This is a genomic window from Kitasatospora cinereorecta (genome assembly GCF_024172095.1).
Lineage (GTDB): Bacteria > Actinomycetota > Actinomycetes > Streptomycetales > Streptomycetaceae > Kitasatospora > Kitasatospora cinereorecta.
On the sequence record NZ_JAMZDX010000001.1, the window covers coordinates 1,440,152 to 1,464,036 of the forward strand.

General features: G+C 73.1%; 23 protein-coding genes. 16 read left to right on the plus strand and 7 right to left on the minus strand.

All coding sequences use genetic code 11. The features are described 5' to 3' along the window. Window positions 1–93: 93 nt before the first annotated feature. Entirely contained in the window at window positions 94–1,491 is a 1,398-nt protein-coding gene (locus tag FHR36_RS06380; RefSeq protein WP_253794482.1) for a metallopeptidase TldD-related protein, read from the minus strand. Then, window positions 1,491–3,008 (minus strand): TldD/PmbA family protein, encoded by a 1,518-nt coding sequence (locus FHR36_RS06385; RefSeq protein ID WP_253794483.1) that lies wholly within the window; start codon window positions 3,006–3,008, stop codon window positions 1,491–1,493. The genes FHR36_RS06380 and FHR36_RS06385 overlap by 1 nt, the downstream gene beginning before the upstream one ends. Before the next feature lie 183 nt (window positions 3,009–3,191). On the opposite strand from FHR36_RS06385, the gene FHR36_RS06390 reads away from it, so the two are divergent. Then, entirely contained in the window at window positions 3,192–3,527 is a 336-nt protein-coding gene (locus FHR36_RS06390) for a hypothetical protein (RefSeq protein ID WP_253794485.1), read from the plus strand. Between the two features lie 20 nt (window positions 3,528–3,547). Next, a complete protein-coding gene (locus FHR36_RS06395; protein WP_253794487.1) occupies window positions 3,548–4,156 on the plus strand; it encodes a hypothetical protein in 609 nt (202 codons plus the stop codon). Between the two features lie 62 nt (window positions 4,157–4,218). Here the strand turns inward: FHR36_RS06395 and FHR36_RS06400 are convergent, their stop codons facing one another. Then, window positions 4,219–5,346 carry an MBL fold metallo-hydrolase gene (locus FHR36_RS06400; RefSeq protein ID WP_253794489.1) on the minus strand — a complete coding sequence of 376 codons (1,128 nt, stop codon included), beginning with the start codon at window positions 5,344–5,346 and terminating at the stop codon, window positions 4,219–4,221. Window positions 5,347–5,581: 235 nt separating this feature from the next. Here FHR36_RS06400 and fabG point away from each other — a divergent pair, with 235 nt between their 5' ends. Next, window positions 5,582–6,301, plus strand: coding sequence for a 3-oxoacyl-[acyl-carrier-protein] reductase (fabG, locus tag FHR36_RS06405; protein WP_253794491.1), 720 nt, complete (start codon window positions 5,582–5,584; stop codon window positions 6,299–6,301). A gap of 2 nt (window positions 6,302–6,303) precedes the next feature. Beyond that, window positions 6,304–7,071 carry an enoyl-ACP reductase FabI gene (gene fabI / locus FHR36_RS06410; protein WP_253794493.1) on the plus strand — a complete coding sequence of 256 codons (768 nt, stop codon included), beginning with the start codon at window positions 6,304–6,306 and terminating at the stop codon, window positions 7,069–7,071. An 87-nt stretch (window positions 7,072–7,158) separates the two neighbouring features. Here fabI and FHR36_RS06415 read toward each other — a convergent pair whose 3' ends face one another. Next, a complete protein-coding gene (locus FHR36_RS06415; protein ID WP_253794495.1) occupies window positions 7,159–7,830 on the minus strand; it encodes a FadR/GntR family transcriptional regulator in 672 nt (223 codons plus the stop codon). 69 nt (window positions 7,831–7,899) lie between these two features. Between FHR36_RS06415 and FHR36_RS06420 the strand changes: the two genes are divergently transcribed. The 3 genes from FHR36_RS06420 to FHR36_RS06430 all read left to right on the plus strand — a co-directional run bounded on the left by FHR36_RS06420 (window position 7,900) and on the right by FHR36_RS06430 (window position 9,945). Then, window positions 7,900–9,195, plus strand: coding sequence for a CynX/NimT family MFS transporter (locus FHR36_RS06420; RefSeq protein WP_380232242.1), 1,296 nt, complete (start codon window positions 7,900–7,902; stop codon window positions 9,193–9,195). A 9-nt stretch (window positions 9,196–9,204) separates the two neighbouring features. Continuing rightward, complete coding sequence (locus FHR36_RS06425) at window positions 9,205–9,327, plus strand: SGM_5486 family transporter-associated protein (RefSeq protein WP_253794499.1); 123 nt, start codon at window positions 9,205–9,207, stop codon at window positions 9,325–9,327. 90 nt (window positions 9,328–9,417) lie between these two features. Further along, the gene (locus FHR36_RS06430) at window positions 9,418–9,945 is read left to right on the plus strand and encodes a SixA phosphatase family protein (protein ID WP_253794500.1); all 528 of its coding nucleotides are present in this window, start codon (window positions 9,418–9,420) and stop codon (window positions 9,943–9,945) included. 48 nt (window positions 9,946–9,993) lie between these two features. On the opposite strand, the gene serB is transcribed toward FHR36_RS06430, so the two are convergent. After that, window positions 9,994–11,253, minus strand: a complete 1,260-nt coding sequence (gene serB / locus FHR36_RS06435) for a phosphoserine phosphatase SerB (RefSeq protein ID WP_253794502.1) — start codon at window positions 11,251–11,253, stop codon at window positions 9,994–9,996. Between the two features lie 206 nt (window positions 11,254–11,459). On the opposite strand from serB, the gene FHR36_RS06440 reads away from it, so the two are divergent. From FHR36_RS06440 to FHR36_RS06450, 3 genes are all read left to right on the plus strand, one after another. Next, the gene (locus FHR36_RS06440) at window positions 11,460–14,060 is read left to right on the plus strand and encodes an FHA domain-containing protein (protein WP_253794504.1); all 2,601 of its coding nucleotides are present in this window, start codon (window positions 11,460–11,462) and stop codon (window positions 14,058–14,060) included. A 260-nt stretch (window positions 14,061–14,320) separates the two neighbouring features. Next, a complete protein-coding gene (locus FHR36_RS06445; protein ID WP_253794506.1) occupies window positions 14,321–15,475 on the plus strand; it encodes a GAF domain-containing sensor histidine kinase in 1,155 nt (384 codons plus the stop codon). Continuing rightward, complete coding sequence (locus tag FHR36_RS06450; protein ID WP_253794508.1) at window positions 15,468–16,127, plus strand: response regulator; 660 nt, start codon at window positions 15,468–15,470, stop codon at window positions 16,125–16,127. Before FHR36_RS06445 ends, FHR36_RS06450 begins: the two co-directional genes overlap by 8 nt. A 58-nt stretch (window positions 16,128–16,185) precedes the next feature. Here the strand turns inward: FHR36_RS06450 and FHR36_RS06455 are convergent, their stop codons facing one another. Beyond that, window positions 16,186–16,983 (minus strand): Rv1486c family protein, encoded by a 798-nt coding sequence (locus tag FHR36_RS06455; RefSeq protein ID WP_253794510.1) that lies wholly within the window; start codon window positions 16,981–16,983, stop codon window positions 16,186–16,188. Window positions 16,984–17,125: 142 nt separating this feature from the next. On the opposite strand from FHR36_RS06455, the gene FHR36_RS06460 reads away from it, so the two are divergent. From FHR36_RS06460 to FHR36_RS06485, 6 genes are all read left to right on the plus strand, one after another. Continuing rightward, complete coding sequence (locus FHR36_RS06460; RefSeq protein WP_253794512.1) at window positions 17,126–17,917, plus strand: ABC transporter ATP-binding protein; 792 nt, start codon at window positions 17,126–17,128, stop codon at window positions 17,915–17,917. Between the two features lie 123 nt (window positions 17,918–18,040). Next, window positions 18,041–18,472, plus strand: coding sequence for an NfeD family protein (locus tag FHR36_RS06465; protein ID WP_253794514.1), 432 nt, complete (start codon window positions 18,041–18,043; stop codon window positions 18,470–18,472). Window positions 18,473–18,482: 10 nt separating this feature from the next. Next, a complete protein-coding gene (locus FHR36_RS06470) occupies window positions 18,483–19,508 on the plus strand; it encodes an SPFH domain-containing protein (protein WP_253794516.1) in 1,026 nt (341 codons plus the stop codon). Window positions 19,509–19,695: 187 nt separating this feature from the next. Next, window positions 19,696–20,463: a sulfite exporter TauE/SafE family protein gene (locus tag FHR36_RS06475; protein WP_253794518.1), complete on the plus strand. Its 768-nt coding sequence runs from the start codon at window positions 19,696–19,698 to the stop codon at window positions 20,461–20,463. Window positions 20,464–20,556: 93 nt separating this feature from the next. Beyond that, on the plus strand, window positions 20,557–20,856 hold the full coding sequence (locus tag FHR36_RS06480; RefSeq protein ID WP_253794520.1) for a 4a-hydroxytetrahydrobiopterin dehydratase: 300 nt from the start codon (window positions 20,557–20,559) through the stop codon (window positions 20,854–20,856). A 156-nt stretch (window positions 20,857–21,012) separates the two neighbouring features. Further along, window positions 21,013–23,022, plus strand: a complete 2,010-nt coding sequence (locus FHR36_RS06485; protein WP_253794522.1) for an outer membrane protein assembly factor BamB family protein — start codon at window positions 21,013–21,015, stop codon at window positions 23,020–23,022. A gap of 167 nt (window positions 23,023–23,189) precedes the next feature. On the opposite strand, the gene FHR36_RS06490 is transcribed toward FHR36_RS06485, so the two are convergent. After that, a complete protein-coding gene (locus tag FHR36_RS06490; protein WP_253794524.1) occupies window positions 23,190–23,699 on the minus strand; it encodes an HNH endonuclease in 510 nt (169 codons plus the stop codon). Window positions 23,700–23,885 lie beyond the last annotated feature (186 nt).

Consider the following 23,885-nt stretch of genomic DNA (forward strand, 5'->3'; position numbering starts at 1 on the left):
TTTCAACAGGGGCGCGAGGAACTGCGCGAACGACCTTGCACCTCCGTCACCGGTGGGCTGGTCGCGCAGTTCCCCGCGCCCCTGGAGGTACTGTCAGCTGGCCTGGCTGACCGAGCTCATGTTGAAGTCCGGCACGCGGACGGCCGGCATGGCCGCGCGGGTGAACCAGTCGCCCCACTCACGGGGCAGACAGCGCTCGGTACGGCCGACCTCGGTGATCCGGGCGAGCAGGTCGACGGGCGACTCGTTGAAGCGGAAGTTGTTCACCGCGCCGACCACCTCGCCGTTCTCGACCAGGTACACGCCGTCCCGGGTGAGGCCGGTGAGCAGCAGCGTCGCCGGGTCGACCTCGCGGATGTACCAGAGGCAGGTGAGCAGCAGCCCGCGCTCGGTCCGGGCGATCATCTCGTCCAGGGTCGGGGCGGCCGCCTGGTCGGCGGTCTCCAGCACCAGGTTGTCGATCGGCGGGGTGAGCGGCAGCCCGGCCAGGCCGGCGGAGTGCCGGGTGCTGAGCAGGTTGGTGAGTTCGCCGCCGCGGATCCAGTCGGTCGCGGCGAGCGGCTGGCCGTTGTCGAAGACGGAGTCGTTCTCGCCGGAGGAGTGGGCGATGACGAACGGCGCGGCCTCCAGGCCGGGCTCGGCGGGGTCGGAGCGCAGGGTGATCGGCAGCGGGCTGAGCCGCTCGCCGATCCGGGTGCCGCCGCCGGGCTTGGAGAAGACGGAGCGGCCCTCGGAGGCGTCCCGCGCGCCGGAGGACCAGCTGAGGTAGACCAGCAGGTCGGCGACGGCGGAGGGCGGCAGCAGCGCCTCGTACCGGCCGGCCGGCAGGTCGATCCGCTTGCTGCCCCAGGCGAGGCGCCGGCTGAGCTGGGCGTGCAGGGCAGCGACGTCCACGTCGGTGAAGTCGCGGGTGGCGGCGCCGGCCCAGGCGGAGCCGGTCAGGTCGGCGGTCTTGGCGTTGAGCTCGACCGAGCCGGTGGGCTGGTCGTGGCGCAGCCGCAGGCCGGTGGAGGTGCCGACGTAGGTGGAGGTGACCTCGTGGCGGGCGAAGCCGTAGAGGAGCTCGCCGGCCTCGCGGGCGCGGGCGAAGGCCTCGCCGAGGGCGGGGGCGAAGGCGGTGAACACCGCGGCGGAGGTCTCGGCGGGCGGCTCGGTGAAGCGGGGGTCGGCCGGGCGGGCGTCGATCAGCGGCTGGGCGTCCTCGGCGGGCTCGGCGCCGCGGGCGGCCTCCTCGGCGGCCCGGACCAGGCTCTCCACCTCGTCCGGGGTGACGGCCTCGCGGGCGACCACGCCGGAGGCGGTGCCCTCGGCGCCGTCGATGGTGGCGATCACGGTGAGCCGGCGGCTGCGGGTGACGCCGTTGGTGGTGAGCGCGTTGCCGGCCCAGCGCAGGTTGGCGGTGGACTCCTCGTCGGCGATCACCACGCAGCCGTCCGCCCGGGACAGCTCCAGCGCCCGCTCGACCAGCTCGTGGGGGTGCGTGTGGGACATCAGTGACCCGCCTCCTGCTGGGTGTTGAGCACGTTGACGTTGCGGAACAGCGCGGACGGGCAGCCGTGGCTGACCGCCGCGACCTGGCCCGGCTGGGCCTTGCCGCAGTTGAAGGCGCCGCCGAGGACGTAGGTCTGCGGGCCGCCGACGGCGCTCATCGAGCCCCAGAAGTCGGTGGTGGTGGCCTGGTAGGCGAAGTCCTTGACCTGGCCGGCGAGTCGGCCGTTCCGGATGGCGTACGCCCGCTGGCCGGTGAACTGGAAGTTGTAGCGCTGCATGTCGATCGACCAGGAGCGGTCGCCGACGATGTACAGCCCGTTCTCCACCTGGGAGACCAGGCCGTCGGTGTCCGGGCCGCCGGCCACCGGCTGGAGCGAGACGTTGGCCATCCGCTGCACCGGCACGTGCGAGGGCGAGTCGGCGAAGGCGCAGCCGTTGGAGCGGCCGAAGCCCTTCAACTGCGCCATCCGGCGGTCGAGTTGGTAGCCGACCAGGACGCCGTCCTTGATCAGGTCCCAGGACTGGGTGGCCACGCCCTCGTCGTCGTAGCCGGTGCTGGCCAGGCCGTGCTCGGCGGTGCGGTCGCCGGTGACGTGCATCAGCTCCGAGCCGTACTTCAGCGAGCCGAGCTTGTCGAAGGTGGCGAACGAGGTGCCGGCGTACGCGGCCTCGTAGCCGAGGGCGCGGTCCAGCTCGGTGGCATGGCCGATCGACTCGTGGATGGTCAGCCAGAGGTTGGACGGGTCGATCACCAGGTCGTAGGAGCCGGCCCGGACCGAGGGGGCCTTCATCTTCTCGGCCAGCAGCTCGGCCAGTTCGGCGTTCCAGTCCCAGCCGGTGCCGGTCAGGTACTCCCAGCCGCGGCCGACCGGCGGGGCGATGGTGCGCATCGAGTCGAACGCGCCGGTCTTCTCGTCGACCGCGGTGGCCTCCAGCCACGGGTGCAGCCGGATCCGCTGCTGGGTGGTGACGGTGCCGGCGGTGTCGGCGTAGAACTTGTTCTCCTGGACCGTCAGCAGGGCGGCCATGACGTGCGAGACGCCGTCGGCGGCCATCAGCCGGTTGCTCCAGTCGGCGAGCAGCCCGGTCTTCTCCGCGTCCGGCACCTCGAACGGGTTGACGTCGTACGCGGAGACCCAGGTGGCGTCCTGGTGGACCGGCTCGGGGGCGAGCTCGACCAGGTCCGCGGAGCCCGCGGCGCGGCTGATCCCGCCGGAGAGCCGGGCCACCTCGACGGCCTGCTCGGCCACCCGTGCGGCGGCCGCGGTGGTCAGGTCCACCCCGGCGGCAAAGCCCCAGGCACCGTCCAGCAGCACCCGGACGGCGAAGCCGAGCTGCACCGTGTCCGTGGAGCCGGCCGGGCGGCCGTCGCGCAGCCGCCAGGACGCGGAGCGGACCCGCTCCAGGCGGAAGTCGGCGTGGGCGGCACCCAGTTCGCGGGCGCGGGTGAGGGCGGCGTCGGCCAGCGTGCGCAGCGGATAGGCGAGGAACTGTGGGTCGACGGCTGTGGGCGGCATCGCTCTCCCTGGGTCGGCATCGGGCAGGTGTCTCCGATCGCATCATGGCTGGTCCACCGGGTTGTCGGCCAGGGAATTAGCACGGCGTGTCAGCGGTTCGGGGCACATCGGGGCGTCGAAGATCACCAAGCGCCGACCGGATGGTTGAATGACGGTCAGGCGCCGACGAAGGGGGAATCGACGATGCGACCTGATGACAACGGCAGCGCGGGCGGGGACGGCTTCAGCGTCCACCCGGACCAGTTGTCCGCCGCGGGGCAGCAGGCCGACATGCAGTCGGGGCGGGTCCCGGCCCACTGGGGCGAGCTCGACCGCACCGGCCAGGAGGCCGCGGACGGGATCCGGGGCTACGAGTCGCAGCAGCAGGTGTCGGCCCTCGCCGGCACCTGGTTCGACCTGATGGCCCGGCTCTCCGACGACATGCGCGAGCAGGGCAAGAACCTGGTGCACGTGGCCGAGACCTACCGCCGGGCCGACCAGGACAGCGCCGGCGAACTCCACCGGGCGCATGCCCGATGAGCCGATCGGAGGGAGCCGGAATGGACTACGCGACCCTGCACGACTCGAACCCCGGGGCGCTGGCGGCGACCGCCCAGGCCTACCGCGCCGAGGCCGAGCGGTGGACCCACTACGCCGACGACTGGCGGGACCGGGTCGAACGGCCGGCCATCGAGAACTGGACCGGTCAGACCGCGAGCCGTGCCGAGGCGCGCCTCGCCGAGACCGAGGCCCGGATGCGGCGCGGCCGGCCTGTGCTGGTGGACACGGCCGAGGCGCTCGACGAGGGCGCCATGCTGCTGGGGTCCTTCCGGGACCAGCTCCGGGGCCTGTCCCTGGAGGCGAAGAGCTACGGCTGGGTGATCGGTGACGACGGCAGCGTGAGCCGCTCACCGTGGGAGGAGCCCGCCACCGACCCGGTCGAGCTGGTGCAGCAGCACCAGCAGCAGGAGGCGATCGAGGACCGGATCCGGCGGATCCTCGACGAGGCCGGGCGGGCCGACGCCGACCTGGCCACAAAGCTGCGGGACCTGAACGCGCGGGCCCGGGACGCCGTCAAGGAGGGCGGTGGCGGACCGGAGCCGCGGCCACTGGCCCCGGGGGCCGTCCCGACCGCGCCGCCACCGAACGGCGGACGCGGCCCCTGGTGACGCGAAGAGCAGAGGGGCGGGCGGCCGTGACACCGGCCGCCCGCCCCTCGTCGCGTCACCCGTCAGGCGACCGTCTCCCACCAGCCGTCGAGCTCCGGCGGGTTGTCCACGTCGACCCGCTGACCGGGCCGCGGCACCGCCAGCGGCACGCCCTGCGCCTTGGCCTCGACCAGCAGCCGCTCGATCGGCTCGGACCACGCGTGCAGGCTCAGGTTGAAGGTGCACCAGTGCACCGGCACCAGCAGCCCCGCGTTCAGGTCCAGGTGGGCCCGGACCGCGTCCTCCGGCGTCATGTGGATGTCGGCCCACGCCTCGTCGTACGCGCCGACCTGCACCAGGGCCGCGTCGAACGGGCCGTGCTGCTCGCCGATCCGGGCGTACCCCTCGAAGTAGCCGGAGTCGCCGGTGTAGTAGACCTTCCGGTTCGGGCCGGCGATCACCCAGGAGCCCCACAGCGTGGTGTTGCGGGTCAGCCCGCGGCCGGAGAAGTGGTGCGCGGAGGTCAGCGTGAGGGTGAGCTCGCCGAGCGTGCAGGTCTCGTCCCAGTCCAGCTCGATGATCCGGTGCTCCGGCACGCCCCAGCGGCGCAGGTGCCCGCCGATGCCCAGCGGCACCGCGAACGGCGCCGACTGCAGCTCCACCAGCCGCCGCACCGTCGCCATGTCGAGGTGGTCGTAGTGGTCGTGGGAGATCAGCACCGCGTCCACCGGCGGCAGCGCCTCCAGTTCGACCGGCATCGGGTGCAGCCGCTTCGGGCCGACGTGGCCGGCCGGCGAGCAGCGCTCGGACCAGATCGGGTCCAGCAGCACCCGGCTGCCCTCGACCTCCACCAGCGCCGAGGCGTGGCCGTACCAGACCACCTCGACGCCCTCGGCGGGCCGGGCGGTCGGGACCGGGCGTACGGTGGGCACCGGGCCGGCGGGCGTACGGCCGTCGCGGTCCAGGAGCATCCGGCGGATCGTCCCCGAGTCCGGCCGCGCGGCACCCCGCAGCGCCAGCTCGGACGGCGCGTTGTGGAACACCCCGTCGCGGAACTGCGGCGAGTTGCGCACCCGCGGGTCGAGCGGGTCCGGACGGCGGCCGAAGGCGGCGGGCAGGTCGCGCAGCGCCCACGCCAGCGCACCGGCCGCGGCGGCGGCGGCCGTCACGGCGAGTAGGCGTGACCGTCGGCCAGGGTGTCCGTCGCTCATCCTTGCGCTCCCATTCGCGTGTCACGGCCGCCCCGGCGAGTCCGAGGAGCCCCCGGGGCAACGGCTGTGAACGCCCCGGTGTTCCCGTCCGCGCCGGTCACGGCGGTGGGTGCACGCATTGTCGGGATGTCACAGATCTCGGGCAAAGGGCCTGTCGAAGGCGGCTTCGCGTCCGCTCACGCGCTACCGATAGCGTCGCTCTGAGTACGCGTACACGACTAGGAGAGGTGGACCGTTGAGCCGCTCGGTTCTCGTCACCGGAGGCAACCGGGGCATCGGCCTCGCGATTGCCCAGGCCTTCGCCGAGAACGGTGACAAGGTCGCGATCACCAGCCGCTCGGGCGAGGTCCCGGCGGAGCTGCAGAAGTACGACGTGCTCGCCGTCCGTGCCGACGTCACCGACGCCGCGCAGGTCGACGCGGCCTTCACCGAGATCGAGGCCGCCCACGGCCCGGTCGAGGTCCTGGTCGCCAACGCGGGCATCACCAAGGACACGCTGCTGCTGCGCATGTCCGAGGACGACTTCAGCTCCGTGCTGGAGACCAACCTCACCGGCACCTTCCGCGTGGTCAAGCGCGCCTCGGCGAAGATGCTGCGCGCCCGCAAGGGTCGCATCGTGCTGATCTCCTCGGTGGTCGGCCTCACCGGCTCCCCGGGCCAGGCCAACTACGCCGCCTCCAAGGCCGGCCTGGTCGGTTTCGCCCGTTCGCTCGCCCGTGAGCTCGGCTCCCGCAACATCACGGTCAACGTGGTCGCGCCGGGATTCGTCGACACCGACATGACCGCCGTGCTCACCGAGGAGCGCCGCAAGGAGATCGTGTCGGGCGTCCCGCTCGGCCGCTACGCCGCCCCCGCCGAGATCGCCTCGGCCGTCCGCTTCCTCTCCTCGGACGAGGCCGCATACATCACCGGAGCCGTCATTCCCGTCGACGGCGGATTGGGCATGGGACACTGAACATGAGTGGAATCCTCGAGGGCAAGCGCATTCTGATCACCGGTGTGCTGATGGAGTCGTCCATCGCCTTCCACACCGCGAAGCTGGCGCAGGAGCAGGGTGCCGAGATCATCCTGACCGCCTTCCCCCGCCCCACGCTGACCGAGCGCATCGCCAAGAAGCTCCCCAAGCCCGTCAAGGTCCTGGAGCTGGACGTCTCCAACGCGGAGCAGCTGGCCGGCATCGCCGACCAGGTCCGCGAGCACCTGCCGACCCTGGACGGCATCGTCCACTCCATCGGCTTCGCCCCGCAGGACGCCCTCGGCGGCAACTTCCTCGACACCCCGTGGGAGTCCGTGGCCACCGCCATGCAGGTCTCCGCGTTCTCGCTGAAGTCGCTGACCATGGCGCTGCTCCCGCTGATGCAGGACGGCGGCTCGGTGGTCGGCCTGACCTTCGACGCGCAGTTCGCCTGGCCGCAGTACGACTGGATGGGCCCGGCCAAGGCCGCCCTCGAGTCCACCAACCGGTACCTGGCCCGCTACCTGGGTTCGCGCGACATCCGCTGCAACCTGATCTCGGCCGGCCCGCTCGGTTCGATGGCCGCCAAGTCCATCCCGGGCTTCGGCGACCTGGCCGCCACCTGGGACGTCCGCTCCCCGCTCAAGTGGGACCTGACCGACCCGGAGCCGGCCGGCCGCGGCGTGGTCGCGCTGCTGTCGGACTGGTTCCCGAAGACCACCGGCGAGATCGTCCACGTGGACGGCGGCCTGCACGCGATCGGCGCGTAAGCGCTTCTTGAGGGGCGCGGGGAACCGCGCGACCGGCCATCGCTCCACCTGAGTGCATGGCCGGGCGCGCCGTTCCCCGCGCCCCTTTCAGTTGCCCTCGCGGCACATGCCGATCGCCCGGCCCGCCTCCAGGGAGGCGCTCGCCGCGTCCCGGTCGCGGACGGCTTGCAGGATCGCGTCGTGCGACACGTACCGGTCGGCGATCAGCTCCGGGCCGACGTCGTGCCGCAGGTGGGCGCGGGTGACCTCGCCGAGGTCGGCGTAGACGGCGGCGAGCACCTCGTTGTGGGCGGCGGCCACCACCGCCTGGTGGAACGCGGCGTCGGCCTGGACGAAGTCCTCGGCGTCCCCGGAGCGCCAGGCGTCCTCGCGGCGCGCCAGCGCGGTGGCGATCAGCTCCAGGTCGCGGTCGGTGCGACGGAGGGCGGCGAGCCCGGCCGCGGAGGTCTCCAGGGTGGAGCGCAGCTCGGCGACCTGGTCCTGGTCGGCGTCGGCGAAGCGGCGGTGCATCACCCCGGCGAGTTCGCTGGTGGCCAGCACGTACGTGCCGGAGCCCTGGCGGATGTCCAGCAGCCCGTTGTGGGCCAGCGCCCGGACCGCCTCGCGCACGGTGTTGCGGGCGACCCCGAGCTGCTCGACCAGCTCCGCCTCGGTGGGAATGCGTGAGCCGACCGGCCACTCGCCCGAGGTGATCTGGCCCCGCAGCTGCGCGATCACCTGATCGGAGAGCGGGGTGCGGCGGGTCGTCGAGAGCGCCATCGGACTCCTATCCCTGTGGGCAAGAGCACCAGGATACCGGGGTGCGAGCATTCATCCCATGATTCTATGATGGGGCGCATGTCTACCCCAGCAGGCACCTCAGCGAGCACCCCGGCGGACGCTCCGACCACCCGGCCGTCGCCGTCCACCCGCTCGTCCGCCGGGCCCGCGCCGGCCCTTCCCCGGTACGCGGGCCTGCTGCTCGCCGTCGCCATCGCCGGCGCCGCGCTCAACCTGCGCCCGGTGGTCACCAGCCTCGGCCCGCTGCTCGACCGGGTCCGGGCCGACCTGGGGATGAACCCGACGGTGGCCGGCCTGCTCACCGCCGTGCCCTCGCTGTGCTTCGCACTGTTCGGCGTGGCGGCGCCCGCGCTGGCCCGCCGGGTCGGTCCGATCGCGGTGGTGGCGGCCGGCATGGGCGCGATCACGGTCGGCGTGCTGGCCCGCTCGTTCACCGGCTCGGCCGGGGTGTTCCTGCTGCTGACCGCGGTCGCGCTGGCCGGTGTCGCGGTCTCCAACGTGCTGCTGCCGGTGGTGATCAAGCGGTACTTCCCGGACCGGGTCGGCCCGATGATCGGCCTCTACTCGATGGCGCTGTCGGTCGGCACCTCGCTGGCCGCCGCCGCGACCGTCCCGCTGACCACCGCGCTGGGCGGCAACTGGCGCCTGGGCCTCGGCCTGTGGGGCGTGCTGGCGGCCGCCGCGCTGGTGCTGTGGGTCGTCGTGCTGGTGGTCCGGCGCGAGCGGGTCGGCCGCGGCGGCGGCCCGCAGGGCGCCAAGCTGCCGATCCTGCGCAGCCGCACCGCCTGGGCGCTCGCCCTGTTCTTCGGTCTGCAGTCGACCAGTGCGTACGCCACCATGGGCTGGCTGCCCAAGATCTACCAGGACGCCGGGGTGTCCGCCGAGGCGTCCGGGGTGCTGCTGGCGGTGGTCATGGCGGTCAGCGTGCCGGCCTCGTTCGTACTGCCCAACCTCGCCGCCCGCCGCGGCGACCAGCGGATCTTCGTCCTGGTGCTGGGCCTGTGCGGGATCACCGGCTTCCTCGGCCTGATGCTCGCCGCCGGCACGCTGTCCTGGCTGTGGGCGGTCCTGGTGGGCCTGTCGATGTGCGCCTTCCCGCTGGCGCTGACCATGCTCGGCCTGCGCGCCCGTACCCCCGGCGGGGTCACCCAGCTCTCCGCCTTCGCGCAGAGCCTCGGCTACCTGCTGTCGATCCCCGGCCCGATCCTGATCGGCGCGATCTACCAGCACACCGGCGGCTGGTACCTGCCGCTGGGCCTGCTGGCCCTGCTGCTGGTGCCGCAGATCCTGGTCGGCTCCCGGGCGGCCAGGGCCCGGTACATCGAGGACGAGGCCGTCGGTTAGGCTCGCGACATGCCCGTACTCGACCCGAACCCCGCCGACGGCCGCAAGAAGCTGCTGCAGATGCTCGGCCTGATCGCCGCCATCGCCGTGGTGATCTCGATCATCGCCTCGGTCGCCCAGAACCTGGGCTGACCGCCGGTCCGACCGCGCTCTCCACTCCTGCGGGTGGCGCCGCACGCGAGGCCGCGACCGGACGGCGATTTTCTGCGAAGCTCTGGGGGTATGAGCACCGACACCCCTCGAAGGATCATCGTTCTCCGGCATGCCCGGGCCGACTGGCCGAATCAGGTCGCCGACCACGAGCGGCCGCTGGCCGACCGGGGCGAGACCCAGGCGGCCGAGGCCGGCGAGTGGCTGGCCGACTCCGGAATCAACCCCGACTACGTGCTCTGCTCCACCGCGCTGCGGACCCGGCAGACCTGGAAGCTGGTCGCCCACCAGCTGCCCAAGCGCCCCCGGAAGACGGTGTACGAGGACCGGGTCTACGAGGCCAGTCCCGGGGAGATCATCGCGGTGCTCCAGGAGACCCCGGAGGACCACGCCGATGTGATCCTGGTGGGCCACAACCCCGGTGTGCTCGGCCTCACCCAGGTGCTCGCCGGCGACCAGGGCGACCGCGAGGCGCTCGAGCGGCTCCGGCTGAACGGCTTCCCGCCGTCCGCCGTCGCGGTGCTCGCCCTCAGCGGCTCCTGGAAGCAGGTCGAACCCGGCGCGGCCCGCCTCGACGCGTACCACACCCCGCAGGAGTGAACGCCCGAGGGCGGGCCCGGCCGGGCCCGCCCTCGGTGCGGTGGTGCGTCAGTGGGCCGTGGTGCCGTCCACGGCGTCGGCCGCCTCGACCTCCTCGCGGGAGATGCCCAGCAGGTAGAGCACGGTGTCCAGGAACGGCACGTTCACCGCGGTGTCGGCGGCCTCCCGGACCACCGGCTTGGCGTTGAACGCCACGCCCAGCCCGGCCGCGTTCAGCATGTCCAGGTCGTTGGCGCCGTCGCCGATCGCCACCGTCTGCTCCAGCGGCACCTTCGCCTGCTCGGCGAACCGGGCCAGCCAGCGGGCCTTGCCCGCGCGGTCCACGATCTCCCCGGTCACCCGGCCGGTGAACTTCCCGTCCACCACCTCCAGGGTGTTGGCCGCCGCGAAGTCCAGCCCCAGCAGGCCCACCAGGTGGTCGGTGACCTGGGTGAAGCCGCCGGAGACGATGCCCACCTGGTAGCCCAGCCGCTGCAGCGTACGGATCAGGGTCCGGGCGCCCGGCGTCAGCCGTACCTCGGCGCGGACCTTCTCGGTGACCGCCGCGTCCAGCCCGGCCAGCAGCGCCACCCGGGCGCGCAGCGACTCGGCGAAGTCCAGCTCGCCGCGCATCGCGGCCGCGGTCACCGCGGCGACCTCCTCCTCGCAGCCGGCGTGGGCGGCGAAGAGCTCGATCACCTCGTCCTGGATCAGCGTGGAGTCCACGTCCATCACCACCAGGCGCTTGGCCCGGCGGTGCAGTCCGGCACCGACCACCGCGATGTCCACCCGCTGGGCGGCCGCCTCGGTCGCCAGCAGGGCGCGCAGTTCCTCGGTCGGCACACCGGAGACGGCCAGTTCCACCGCGGTCACCGGGTACTTGGCGAGTCGGAAGACACGGTCGATGTTGCCGCCGGCCTCGCTCACCCGTCCGGTCAGCGCGGCCACCGCCGCGGCCGTCAGCGGGTGGCCGAGCACCGTCACGTGCGAGCGGCCCTCCCGGCGGGGCCGGTTGTCGCCGATGCCGGAGATGATCTCGGCCTGGAGCTTCTGCTCCTCGGCCCAGCGGTGCACGGTGACCCGCAGCGCCCCCTCGGCGCCCGGCGAGTCCGGGGGAGTGACCAGGGCGCACAGCGTTATCCGGCCACGGGTGACCACCTGTTCGATGTCGATCACCTCGACGCCGAATCCGCCGAGCGTGGCGAACAGGCCGGCGGTGATACCCGGGCGGTCCTTGCCGAACACCTTGACCAGCAGGGTCCGCTCGTCGGACGGGCCGGGCGGCTGCGGGGCGGGGAGGGCCTCAGCGGCCGGATCAGTCGCATTCATGGTGCCTCCCACGCTACCGGGCCCACCGGTGCGGCCATGCCACCCGTCCGCCCCGTGGGACGTCCTGTCCCCCCTGGTCACGCACAGTGTTGCCAGCCGGTCACAACCGGCGGGTCCGACTTCCGGGTACGGCGCCCGGGCTGGAATGATTCCGCGAGACAGATGCAGGAACAATCGGGGGACCGGAGAGCGGGGCGGGCGAAGAGTTGCCGCAACTCGTAGTTGAGATCGACGGACGGCAGCGGGTACTCGAACCCGGCCGGGCCTACACCATCGGGCGGGATCCGAACTCGGACTTCCCGTTCGACGATGCCAGGGTCTCCTGGCGGCACGCCACCATCTCCTTCGACGGAGCCAACTGGCAGCTCGCGGACCACGGTTCGACCAACGGCACATTCGTGGCCGGCAGCCGGACCCAGCACACGCCGGTCTTCCCCGGCGCCGTGGTCAACCTCGGCAACGCGCAGAACGGGCCGCGGCTGGCCTTCTCCGCGCCGGCCGCGCAGCAGGCCTCGCTGCACGAGGCCGCCACCACCCGCGCCGCCGCGCCGGACCGGCCGCAGGCCCCGGCGCACCAGGCCCCGGCGCAGCAGCCGCCGGCCCAGCAGCCGCCCGTCCAGCAGGACTGGCAGGCCGCCGTCCAGCCGCCGCCGGTCCGCCAGCAGTGGGACGCGCCCACCCCGCGGCCGGGTTTCCCGCAGCAGCAGGGCGCCCCCGCGGACCAGCCCGCCTTCCCGCACCAGGGCGGCCCCGCCGCCCAGCCGCAGCCGCCGGTGCTGCCCGGCGCCGTCCCCGGCCTCGGCAACCCGACCATGGTGCGCAACCTCACCGCCGGCTCCCGGACCATCCGGATCGGCCGCGCGCTCGACAACGACATCGTGGTCTCCGACCTCCAGGTCTCCCGCCACCACGCCGAGCTGCGCCAGCTGCCCGACGGCCGCTGGGAGATCATCGACCTCGGCAGCCACAACGGGATCTTCCTCAACGGCCAGCCGGTCCAGCGCCAGCTGATGGGCCCGCAGGACCGGCTCACCGTCGGCCACTCCTCCTTCGTGCTGGTCGGCGACCAGCTGCAGGAGTTCGTCGACACCGGCGAGGTCAGCTTCTCCGCCCACCACCTGACCGTCGAGGTCGACCACAAGGGCGGCAAGAAGGTCCTCCTCAACGACGTCTCCTTCTCCGTCCCGGAGAAGTCGCTCGTCGCCGTCATCGGCCCCTCCGGCTCCGGCAAGTCCACCCTGCTGCGCGCGCTCACCGGCTACCGCCCGGCCGACCGCGGCGAGGTGCTCTACGACGGCCGCAACCTCTACAAGCAGTTCGCCGAACTGCGCTCCCGGATCGGCCTGGTGCCGCAGTCCGAGATCCTGCACAAGGAACTCACCGTCCGCACCGGCCTCAAGTACGCCGCCCGGCTGCGCTTCCCCGGCGACACCGAGGCCGCCGAGCGCGAGCGCCGGATCGACGAGGTGCTGTACGAACTGCGCCTCGACAAGCGCGCCGACAACCGCATCACCGCCCTCTCCGGAGGCCAGCAGAAGCGCGTCTCGGTCGCCCTCGAGCTGCTCACCAAGCCCTCGCTGATCTTCCTGGACGAGCCCACCTCCGGCCTCGACCCGGGCATGGACCGCGAGGTCATGCAGACCCTGCGCGGCCTCGCCGACGACGGCCGCACCGTCCTGGTGGTCACCCACTCGGTCGCCGAACTCGCCCTGTGCGACCGGCTGCTGGTGATGGCCCCGGGCGGCTCGGTGGCCTACTTCGGCCCGCCCGCCGAGGCGCTGCACTTCTTCGGCTACGAGACCTGGGCCGACGTCTTCCAGGCCTTCGAGAACTACCCCGACCACGACTGGGCCGGCCGGTACCGCAACTCCGTGCACTACCAGCAGTACTCGGCCAACGTGGACGCCGCCGCCACCCAGGCGCAGCCCAACGTCCACACCCAGATCCGGCCGCCCAAGCCGCAGAGCTGGGGCTCCCAGCTGTGGACCCTGATCCGCCGCTACCTGTCGGTGATCGCCTCCGACAAGGGCTTCATGGCGCTGTCGGTGCTGCTGCCGCTGGTGCTCGGCGGGGTCTCCGCGGTCATCCCCGACAAGTGCGGACTCGTCGCGTGCGCCAACGGCCGCAACGACGTGGCCCGACTGATCCTCATGGTGGTCGCGTTCAGCGCCTGCCTGTCCGGATCCGCCAACTCGGTCCGCGAGCTGATCAAGGAACGGGCGATCTACGAACGGGAACGGGCCACCGGCCTGTCCCGGTCGGCGTACCTGATGTCGAAGATCATCGTGCTCGGGGCGATCAGCTTCCTCCAGGGCGCGATCATCTCCGCGATCGCCTTCAAGCTGCGCGACCTGCCCGCCGAGGGCCTGCTGTTCAAGCACGCGCCGGCGGTCGAGATGGGCATCGGCGTCATCCTGCTCAGCTTCTGCTCGATGATGGTCGGCCTGGTCATCTCCTCGCTGGTCAAGACCGCCGAGAAGACCATGCCGCTGCTGGTCATGTTCGCCATCGTCCAGATGGTCTTCACCGGCGCCATCTTCCAGCTCTTCGACAAGCCCGGCCTCGAGCAGCTCGCCTGGCTGATGCCCGCCCGCTGGGGCGTCGCCGCCTCCGGCAACACCCTCGACCTGGCCCACATCGCCCCGGTCGTGACCGGCAAGGAACCCCCGATCGACCCCCTGTGGGACCACTCGGCCGGCTTCTTCGTCCTCAACTGCCTGGTGCTGATCGCCATCTCCACCGGCCTCGCCTTCCTCATCCAGCGCCTCCAGAAGCGCCACGAGCCCGAGGTCATGCAGAAGGGCTGACTCCAGCTCCGGTAGGACGGGCCAGGTCCTCTCTTTCGGGTCGCGTCGGATCAGCGCGCGTCGTTGGAGTGCGTGGCTCGGCGGTGCGGAGGAGGGAGTCCATGCGGAGCATCGGCGACCGACGACAAGCCGGCGAGGTGCGTGCTCCGGCGGCGGGCGCCCGGCGCGATCCGCAAGAGCGGGCCTAGGTCTTCGGACCTGGGCCCGTTCCCGTCTGCGGACCCACGTGGGGGCGGGGGGTGCGGCGGTAGTTTGGGGGCATGCCGTCCGAGAAAGCCCCTGGTGGGGACGCGAGTCTGAGTGGGATCGAGGCCGTGAGCGCCGCGGTGCTGGCGATGAGCCGGCACCTGGAGGTACGGGAGGTGCTGCGCCGGATCACCGCCTCGGCCCGCGAGCTGCTGGGGGCCGAGTACGCGGCGCTCGGGGTGCCGGACGACCACGGCGGGTTCGCGCAGTTCGTGGTGGACGGCGTGAGCGACGAGCAGTGGCGGGCGATCGGCCCGCTGCCGCGTCAGCACGGCGTACTGGCGACGATGCTGCACGACCTCGCCCCGACCCGGCTGGACGATGTGCGCAGGGCACCGGCGTTCGGCGGCTGGCCGGCCGCGCACCCGACCCTCACCGACTTCCTCGGCATGCCGATCGTCGACGACGGCGAGATCGTCGGCGCGCTGTTCCTGGCGAACAAGCAGGGCGGCTTCACCGACCACGACGAGGACCTGCTGCGCATCCTGGTCGCGCACGCCGCCCTGGCGCTGGGCAACGCCCGTCTGTACGAGCGCAGCCGCGAGCTGACCCTGGCCGGCGAGCGGGCCCGGATCGCGCACGACCTGCACGACGCGGTGTCGCAGAAGCTGTTCTCGCTGCGGTTGACCGCGAAGGCGGCGGCCGCGCTGGTGGAGCGGGATCCGGCACGGGCGCGGGCGGAGCTGGCGGAGGTGGCGAAGCTCGCGGCCGAGGCCGCGGACGAGCTGCGGGCCGTGGTGGTGGAGCTGCGGCCGGCCGCGCTGGAGGAGGACGGCTTGGTGGCCACCCTGGCGAGCCAGGTGCAGGTGCTGGACCGGGCGCACAGCGCCTCGGTCTCGTTCACCGCTCAGGGAGTGCGGGCGCTGCCGCCGGCGCAGGAGGCGGCGGTGCTGCGGGTGGCGCAGGAGGCGTTGCACAACGCGCTGCGGCATTCGGGCGCGCAGGCGGTGACGGTGGCCCTGGCGGGGTCGGGTCCGGCCGGGCGGGGTGCCCGGCTGCGGGTGGCGGACGACGGCCGGGGCTTCGACCCGGAGTCGGTCCGCCGGGCGGGCCGGCACCTGGGTCTGGTCTCGATGCGGGACCGGGCGGCGGGTGTCGGCGGTCGGTTGAGCTTGGAATCCGCCCCCGGTACGGGGACGGTCGTCGAGATGGAGGTCCCCGGTGCCTGACAGCGTGTCACCGATCCGCGTGCTGCTGGTCGACGACCACCAGGTGGTGCGTCGAGGGCTGCGCACCTTCCTGGAGGTCCAGGGCGACATCGAGGTGGTGGGGGAGGCCGCGGACGGCGCGGAGGCGGTCGCCCGGGCCGCCGAGCTGGGGCCGGACGTGGTGCTGATGGACCTCAAGATGCCCGGCGTGGACGGCATCGAGGCGCTCAAGCTGCTCAAGGAGCAGGGGTCGACGGCCCGGGTGCTGATCGTCACCAGTTTCACCGAGCACCGCACGATGGTTCCGGCGCTGCGGGCCGGCGCCGCCGGGTACGTGTACAAGGACGTGGACCCGGAGGCGCTGGCGGGGGCGATCCGTTCGGTGCACGCGGGGCACGTGCTGCTCCAGCCGGAGCTGGCCGAGGCGCTGCTGGCGGACGACGGGCCGAGGGCCCCGCAGGGGCGGGGCGGCACGCTGACCGACCGTGAGCGGGAGGTGCTGAGCCACATCGCGGACGGCCGCTCCAACCGCGAGATCGCCCGGGCACTGCACCTGTCGGAGAAGACGGTGAAGACCCACGTCTCCAACATCCTGATGAAGCTGGACCTGGCCGACCGTACGCAGGCCGCGCTGTGGGCGGTGCGGAACCAGGCGGCCACCGAGAGAAGCTGAGATCGCGCTGCAAGACCTTGTCGGGTCGGCCGGGCGGCTCCAGGGTCACGCCCTGCCGCTACCCCCGCTCGTCCACGATCGCGTTGTACGCCGCCACCTGCGCCCGCCGAGCGGTTCGCTCCAAGGGCGCCAGGACCTCCCGCCGCGCGGCCATCTCGGAGGCGCTCACCGCGGCTCCGTGGCCGCCGGCCGCGATCCCCAGCAGCGCCGACACCTGGCGGGCCGACTCCAGCACCCGGACCGCCCGCGGCGGGTAGCCGGGCGCCAGCGCCTCGCTGTGCCCGCGCCGCCGGTACGACTCCAGCGCCTGCAGCGCCTCCGGGCCGGCGCCCGCCACGTCCAGGCGCACCAGCAGCCGGGTCGCCTCGCGCAGCCCGTCCGCCAGCTCGCGCTCGGCCTCGTCCAGGGAGGGGACGTCGGCCGGCAGCGCGTCCTCCACCGGGTGGCACTGCCAGAGCACCCGCACCCCGCGGTCGCCGGGCGGCCCGTAGTGCTCCACCTCGGGCACCAGGCCGACGGTGGAACCGACCGCCACCACCGCCTCCCCGGCGCCCAGTGCCGCCGCGTTGAACGCCGCCGGCCCGGTCAGCCCGAGCGGGTGGCCGGCCACCGGCAGCGCCAGCCGCAGGCCCTTCACCCCGAGCGCACGCAGCCGGCCCAGCGCCCAGGTCAGCCCGTGCAGCTCGCCGGGGGAGTCGCCCGGCAGCCCGGTCACCCGGTGCGCGTCGTCGGACCCCAGCACGGCGGCCGCGGCGTCGTCCGGCGAGGCGTGACCGCCCAGCAGCGCGTTGCCCCAGGCGGTCAGCCGACCGGAACGGGACTCTTGGTACGGATTGTCGGCAGGAGTAGCGAGCATCCCGCCAGCCTACGGACAACCGGGGCAAGCGGGTGGCGTAGGTTTGGCTCGACACCGTCGGACCTGCGCCCCGAGGACCCTCCCTCGCAGCCACCGGCGGACGGCCGAATTCTGCATTTCAGGTATTGGGGAAGGCGTAGGCATGAGCGACGTGCTGGAGCTGGTGGACGTTTCGGTGGTCCGGGAGGGACACCCGCTCATCGACCACGTCTCGTGGTCGATCCAGGAGGGCGAGCGCTGGGTGATCCTCGGGCCCAACGGCGCGGGCAAGACCACCCTCCTCCAGGTCGCCGCCACCTACCTGCACCCCACCAGCGGCACCGCCGCCGTCCTCGGCGAGAAGCTCGGCTCGGTCGACGTCTTCGAGCTGCGCGCCCGGATCGGCCTCGCCAGCGCCGCCATGTTCGACAAGCTGCCCGAGCGGCAGACCGTCCTGCAGACCGTCCTCACCGCCGCGTACGGGATGACCGCCCACTGGCAGGAGACCTACGAGGCCGCCGACGAGTCCCGCGCGCTGGCCCTGCTCGACCGGCTCGGCATGTCCCAGTACACCGACCGCCGGTTCGGCACCCTCTCCGAGGGCGAGCGCAAGCGCACCCTGATCGCCCGCGCCCTGATGACCGACCCCGAGCTGCTGCTGCTGGACGAGCCCGCGGCCGGCCTCGACCTCGGCGGCCGCGAGGACCTGGTCCGCCGCCTCGGCGCGCTCGCCCAGGACGAGTTCGCGCCCTCGATGGTGATGGTCACCCACCACGTCGAGGAGATCGCCCCCGGCTTCACCCACGTGCTGATGATCCGCCAGGGCAAGGTGATGGCGGCCGGCCCGCTCGACACCGAGCTCACCGCGCGCAACCTCTCGCTCTGCTTCGGCCTGCCGCTCACCCTGGAGCGCCGCGGCGACCGCTGGTCCGCGCAGGGCCTGCCGCTCGGCTGACCCCCCGTCGGAAGCCCGTACTGAACTCCTGAACCCACTGAAGCGGGACCGGTCGTACGCGCGGCCGGTTTCCGCCCGTCCACCTGCGGGAAGCTAGGCGGCGAGACCCTTCCCCTCCCTAGGATGGACGCCGTGGACGACTGGATCTGGTGGCTCCTGGCCGCCGTCGGCCTGGGCATCCCGTTGGTGCTGACCGCGATGCCGGAGCTCGCGATGTTCGCGATCGGCGCCGGCGCGGCCGCCCTGACGGCCGCTCTGGGCGGCGGGGTGGTGCTCCAGTTCCTGGTGTTCGTGGCGGCGACGGTGGCCCAACTGGTCTTCGTCCGGCCGATCGCGTACCGGCAGTCGAAGCAGGCACCGGCGATCAGGACGGGTATCGAGGCGCTCACTGGCGCCACCGCAGTCGTACAGGAGAGAGTCGACGGGGAGGGCGGGCGGATCAAGCTGAACGGCGAGATCTGGTCGGCCCGCGCGCTGGAACCCGGCCGTGTCTACGAGCCGGGTCAGCAGGTCGACGTCGTCGAAATCCAGGGCGCCACCGCCCTGGTCGTCTAGGGGAGAAGCGTTGGAACCCGTCCTCATCGTGCTGGTCGTCCTGGTCGTCGTGGCCTTCATCGCGCTGATCAAGACGATTCAGGTCATTCCGCAGGCCAGCGCCGCGATCGTGGAGCGGTTCGGCCGCTACACCCGCACGCTGAGCGCGGGCCTGAACATCGTGGTGCCGTTCATCGACACCATCCGCAACCGGATCGACCTCCGCGAGCAGGTCGTCCCGTTCCCGCCGCAGCCGGTCATCACCTCGGACAACCTGGTCGTCAACATCGACACCGTCATCTACTACCAGGTGACCGACCCCCGCGCGGCCACCTACGAGGTCGCCAGCTACATCCAGGCGATCGAGCAGCTGACCGTCACCACCCTGCGCAACATCATCGGCTCGATGGACCTGGAGTCCACCCTCACCTCCCGCGAGGTCATCAACGCGGGCCTGCGCGGCGTGCTGGACGAGGCCACCGGCCGCTGGGGCATCCGGGTCAACCGGGTCGAGCTGAAGGCGATCGAGCCGCCGACCTCCATCCAGGACTCGATGGAGAAGCAGATGCGCGCCGACCGCGACAAGCGCGCCGCCATCCTCACCGCCGAGGGTGCCCGGCAGGCCCAGATCCTGCGCGCCGAGGGCGAGAAGCAGGCCGCGGTCCTCCAGGCCGAGGGTGAGGCCCAGGCCGCCGTGCTGCGCGCCGACGGTGAGGCCGCCGCGATCCGTACCGTCTTCGAGGCCATCCACGAGGGCGACGCCGACCAGAAGCTGCTCGCCTACCAGTACCTGCAGACCCTGCCCGAGCTGGCCAAGGGCGACTCCAACAAGCTGTGGATCATCCCCAGCGAGGTCGGCGACGCGCTCAAGGGCCTCGGCGGCGCCTTCACCGGCCTCACCGGCGGCAACGGCGCGAACGGCAACGCCGCCGCCCCGACCGTCTCCCACGTCCCGGTCGACCCGGCCGCCGGCCCGCGCCCGGTGGACACCGAGAAGCCGTTCGCCCGCCCGCGTGTCGAGCCGGGCCGGGAGTACCCGAAGATCGACCCCGAGTGAGCCGCTGAGCCGGCTTCCCATCTGTAGCCGCAGGGGCCCGTCACCGACCGGTGGCGGGCCCCGGCCCGTTCCCCGGCCTGTTCTGGCCTGTCGCAGGACCCCGGTGTTCGCATCCTGGATACCGCTGGCGGTCCGGCTCCACCGTCCGGCATGATCCACGCGACAGGAGCAAGGGAGGAAATGACAGATGACGGTCTGGGAGAGCGTCGCCGTCCTGCTGGCCGGCGTCGCCGCGGGCACCATCAACACCATCGTCGGCTCCGGCACCCTGATCACCTTCCCGGTGCTGCTCGCCCTCGGCGTCCCCCCGGTCACCGCCAACGTCTCCAACACCCTCGGCCTCGTCCCCGGCTCGCTCAGCGGCGCCATCGGCTACCGCGCCGAACTCGCCGGCCAGCGCCGCCGCCTGCTCCGCCTCGGCAGCGCCTCGCTCACCGGCGGCCTGATCGGCGCCGCCCTGCTCATCGCCCTCCCCGGCAAGGCCTTCGCCGCGATCGTCCCCGCGCTGATCGTGCTCGCCCTGCTCCTGGTCGTCCTCCAGCCCCGGATCGCCCGCGCCGTCGCCGCCCGCCGGGCCGCCGGGGCCGGCGTCGCCGACCACGACGCGAGCCCGGTGCTGATCGCCGCCGTCGGCCTCACCGGCGTGTACGGCGGCTACTTCGGCGCCGCCCAGGGCGTCCTGCTGCTCGCCCTGATGGGCATCCTGCTCCAGGACTCCCTGCAGCGGATCAACGCGGTCAAGAACGTCCTCGCCCTGATCGCCAACGGCGTCGCCGCGACCTTCTTCCTCTTCACCACCCACATCGACTGGCTCGCCGCCCTGCTGATCGCCCTCGGCTCCGCGGCCGGCGGCCAGATCGGCGCCACCGTCGGCCGCCGCCTGCCGCCCGCCGCCCTGCGCTCCCTGATCGTCGTGGTCGGCCTGGCCGCCGTCACCCGCCTGCTGCTCTTCTGAGCCGACCCCCCGCGGTGTCGCCCACCCGCGACCGCGGCGCCTTCCTATGCTCGGACCAGTGCACCCCCGCCCGGCAACCCCACCGGAGAGACCATGAGCCGCGAGCGCCTGACCGAGGACCAGATCACCACCGGCCTGGCCGCCCTGCCCCAGTGGCACCGGGACGGCGACACCATCGTCCGGACCGCCGAGACCGCGAGCTTCCCCACCGCGATCCGGGTGGTCGACACCGTCGCCCTGGAGGCCGAACGGCTCGACCACCACCCCGACATCGACATCCGCTGGCGCACCCTGCGCTTCGCCCTTTCCACCCACAGCGCGGGCGGGCTGACCGAACTCGACCTCACCCTCGCCGCCTTCATCGACCGCAGCCTGGCCGGCGCCGTCGCCTGAGCCGCCGCCCGCGCCGTCTGCCGGCGCGAGCCGTCCTTGTGCTGACCGGCCGTCAGTCGCCGCCCCCGTACGGCGGCGACCACGGCCGGGCCGGGGCCCGCCCGACGCCGTGAGATGCTGGCTGCTTGCCAGACCTCAGGCGGACGGACGGAACGCATGGCTCAGGAACCTTCCACGACCTCCGGCCAGGGGTACCCGGACGAGGGCTACGACTACCAGCAGCCCTGGTACCCCCAGCAGCAGCCGCAGCAGCCGCAGCCGACCGCCGACGAGTGGAACGGCGGCTACGCGCAGCCGTACGGCGGCCAGTGGGACCAGTCCCAGCAGCAGGTCCCGGCCCAGCCGCAGAACCCGTCCGAGGGCTACTACGGCCAGGACGCGTACGGCTACCAGGCCGCCGCCACCGGCTACCCGGCAGCCGGCTACGGCACCGACTACGCCGCCGCCGACCACACCGCCACCGGCTACCCGGCCACCGGGCTGGACCCGTTCGGACAGCAGCCCACCGACCCGTACGCGGCCGGGTACGCGCAGCCGTACGACCCCGCCGTGCCGGTCGACCCGCAGCAGCTCTACGCCCCGGCCGGGACCACCGACCAGGCCTGGTCCGGCTACGTCCAGCCCGAGGCACCGGCCATGCCCCCGATGCCGCCCACCGCTCCGGCCGCCGCTCCGGTCGATGCTGCGCCCACCGACGCCCTGACCGTCGGATTCCCCCGGATCGCCGAGAACGGCGGGGACACCGGGGACGCCGGGGACGGGGACGACGAGCCCGGCACCGGGGACGGCCCCGGCGCCAAGCCGTCCCTGGTCGACCGCGCCCGGGCCGCCGCCGAAGCGGTGATCTCCGCCGACCACGGCCCCAGCCGCCGCGCCCTGCTGGTACGGGCGGGCGCCGGCGTCGCCGCCCTCGCCGTCCTGGTCACCGCGGGCGTCCTCGCCACCGGCGAGGACGACAAGCCCACCACCGCCGCCACCGACGGCGTCCCCACCCAGAACATCGCGGTCGCCCACGACAAGAGCTGGACCGCCACCCCCGCCGCGGCCCCCGCCGCCGGCGGCGACGACACCCTCACCGGCAGCTGGCTGCTGGCCGACGCCGTGGTCCGCGCCGACGCCTCCGGCGTCCACGCCTACGCGCTCGCCGACGGCAAGCCCACCTGGACCCTCGCCCCGCCCGCCGACGGCGCCGTCCCCTGCGGGCTCTCGCCCACCGTCAACGCCGCCGGTCTCGGCGCGGCCGTCTTCCGCCTCGCCGCCGACCCCAAGAGCCCCTGCACCCTGGTCGCCGCCGTCGACACCAAGGCCGGCAAGGCCACCTGGAACAAGGCCCTCTCCGAGGCCAAGGACTCCTACACCGCCCACGTCTCCGTCACCGACGACAAGGTCATCGCGGTCGGCGACGACAAGGCCGCCGCCTGGGCCGCCGCCGACGGCAAGGACCTCTGGCAGTACGCCGGCCAGGGCAAGTACTGCTCGCTCTCCGGCGGCGGCAGCGGCAACACCGTCGTGCTGCACAGCAGCTGCGCCGACTCCGCCCCCGTCGACCAGGCCGTCGCGCTCAACGCCGCCGACGGCAAGGTCACCTGGTGGCGCGGGCTGAACAACCAGCCCAAGACCGTCACCGTGCTCTCCGCCGAGCCCGCCGTCGTCCTCACCACCGGGGCCCAGCCCGCCGACGACCGGGTCTTCGCCTGGGGCGCCAGCGGCGACCCCGCCGCCGAGATCCCGGTCGCGGTCGACGGCGGCCGCCTCGAAGCCGGGCACGGCACCTTCGACACCGTCCCCGCCGTCTGGTTCCACGAGCACCTGATGTTCGCCACCGTCACCTCCGCCGAGGGCGCGACGACCGCGGTCACCGCGTACGACCTCACCACCGGCAAGGCCCAGTGGCGGACCGCGGTCGCCGAAAAGGCCAAGTCCCGCGCGGCCGGGCTCGACGGCGGCGGCCTGCTGCTCGCCGTGGACGAGCGGGTCGACCAGCCCGCCCACATCAGCCGCTTCGCCCTCACCGGCGGCCAGGAGACCCGCGGCGGCGCCTTCCAGCGCGGCACCGGCTCGCTGCTCACCTCCGGCCGCCTGCTCACCGGCGGCGGCAAGGTGATCGCCCTCCCCGAGCACTCGTCGAACTTCGGCACCGCCACCGCCTTCGCCAGCAAGGGCTGAGCCCGGCCCGGCGCGGCCCGGAAACCCGAAGTGGGCCCGACCTGTCCCCTGTGCAGGTCGGGCCCACTGGCCTCGGTGGAGTCCGGAACCGGGCTCCTCGGGTCGTCCGCCGGGTCATGCGGTCGGCGATTGTTCGGTCAGCGGTTGTTCGGTCGGCGGTTGTGCGGTCAGGCGGTGGCCGGCAGCCAGGCCGCCAGCTCGCCGAGGTCGCTCTGCTTCAGCCCGAGCGCCAGCATCAGCGTCGCCTCCGGCGTCGGCTCGAACGGCCTGCGCAGCAGCTTCATCCCCGCCTGCTCCGGCGTCCGGTCGGCCTTGCGCTGGTTGTCCTCCGCGCACGCCGCGACGGTGTTCAGCCAGCTGTCCGCGCCCCCGCGCGACTTCGGCTGGAGGTGGTCGACGGTGGTCGCCCGCCGCCCGCAGTACGCACACAGGTGCTGGTCACGGACCAGCACACCGCGCCGCGACCACGGCGCCCGTTGTCGGAACGGCACCCGGACGTACCGGTTCAGCCGGATCACCCGCGGCACGGGCAGCGACACACCGGTTCCCCGGACCACGCTCAGCGGATGGGCGTGCTCGACCACGGCCTTGTCCTGCAGGACAAGCACCACGGCACGCTTCAGCGACACCGTCGTCAGCGGTTCGTAGCTCGCGTTCAGAACCAGCGTGTTGCGCATTCCGGGCCACCTCCAGTCCACACCCCCCGCCGCTCGGCGGTGGCACCACTGTGAACGGGCGTGCGGGCGCTGAACAACGGAATTTCCGTCCAGCGCCCGGACGGGGCGAAAACTCGCTGGCCCCGACCGCGTAGGCTCTACCACGCTGGAGTCGTCCGTGCGCCAGGCCCCGTCGAGCGGGCCGTC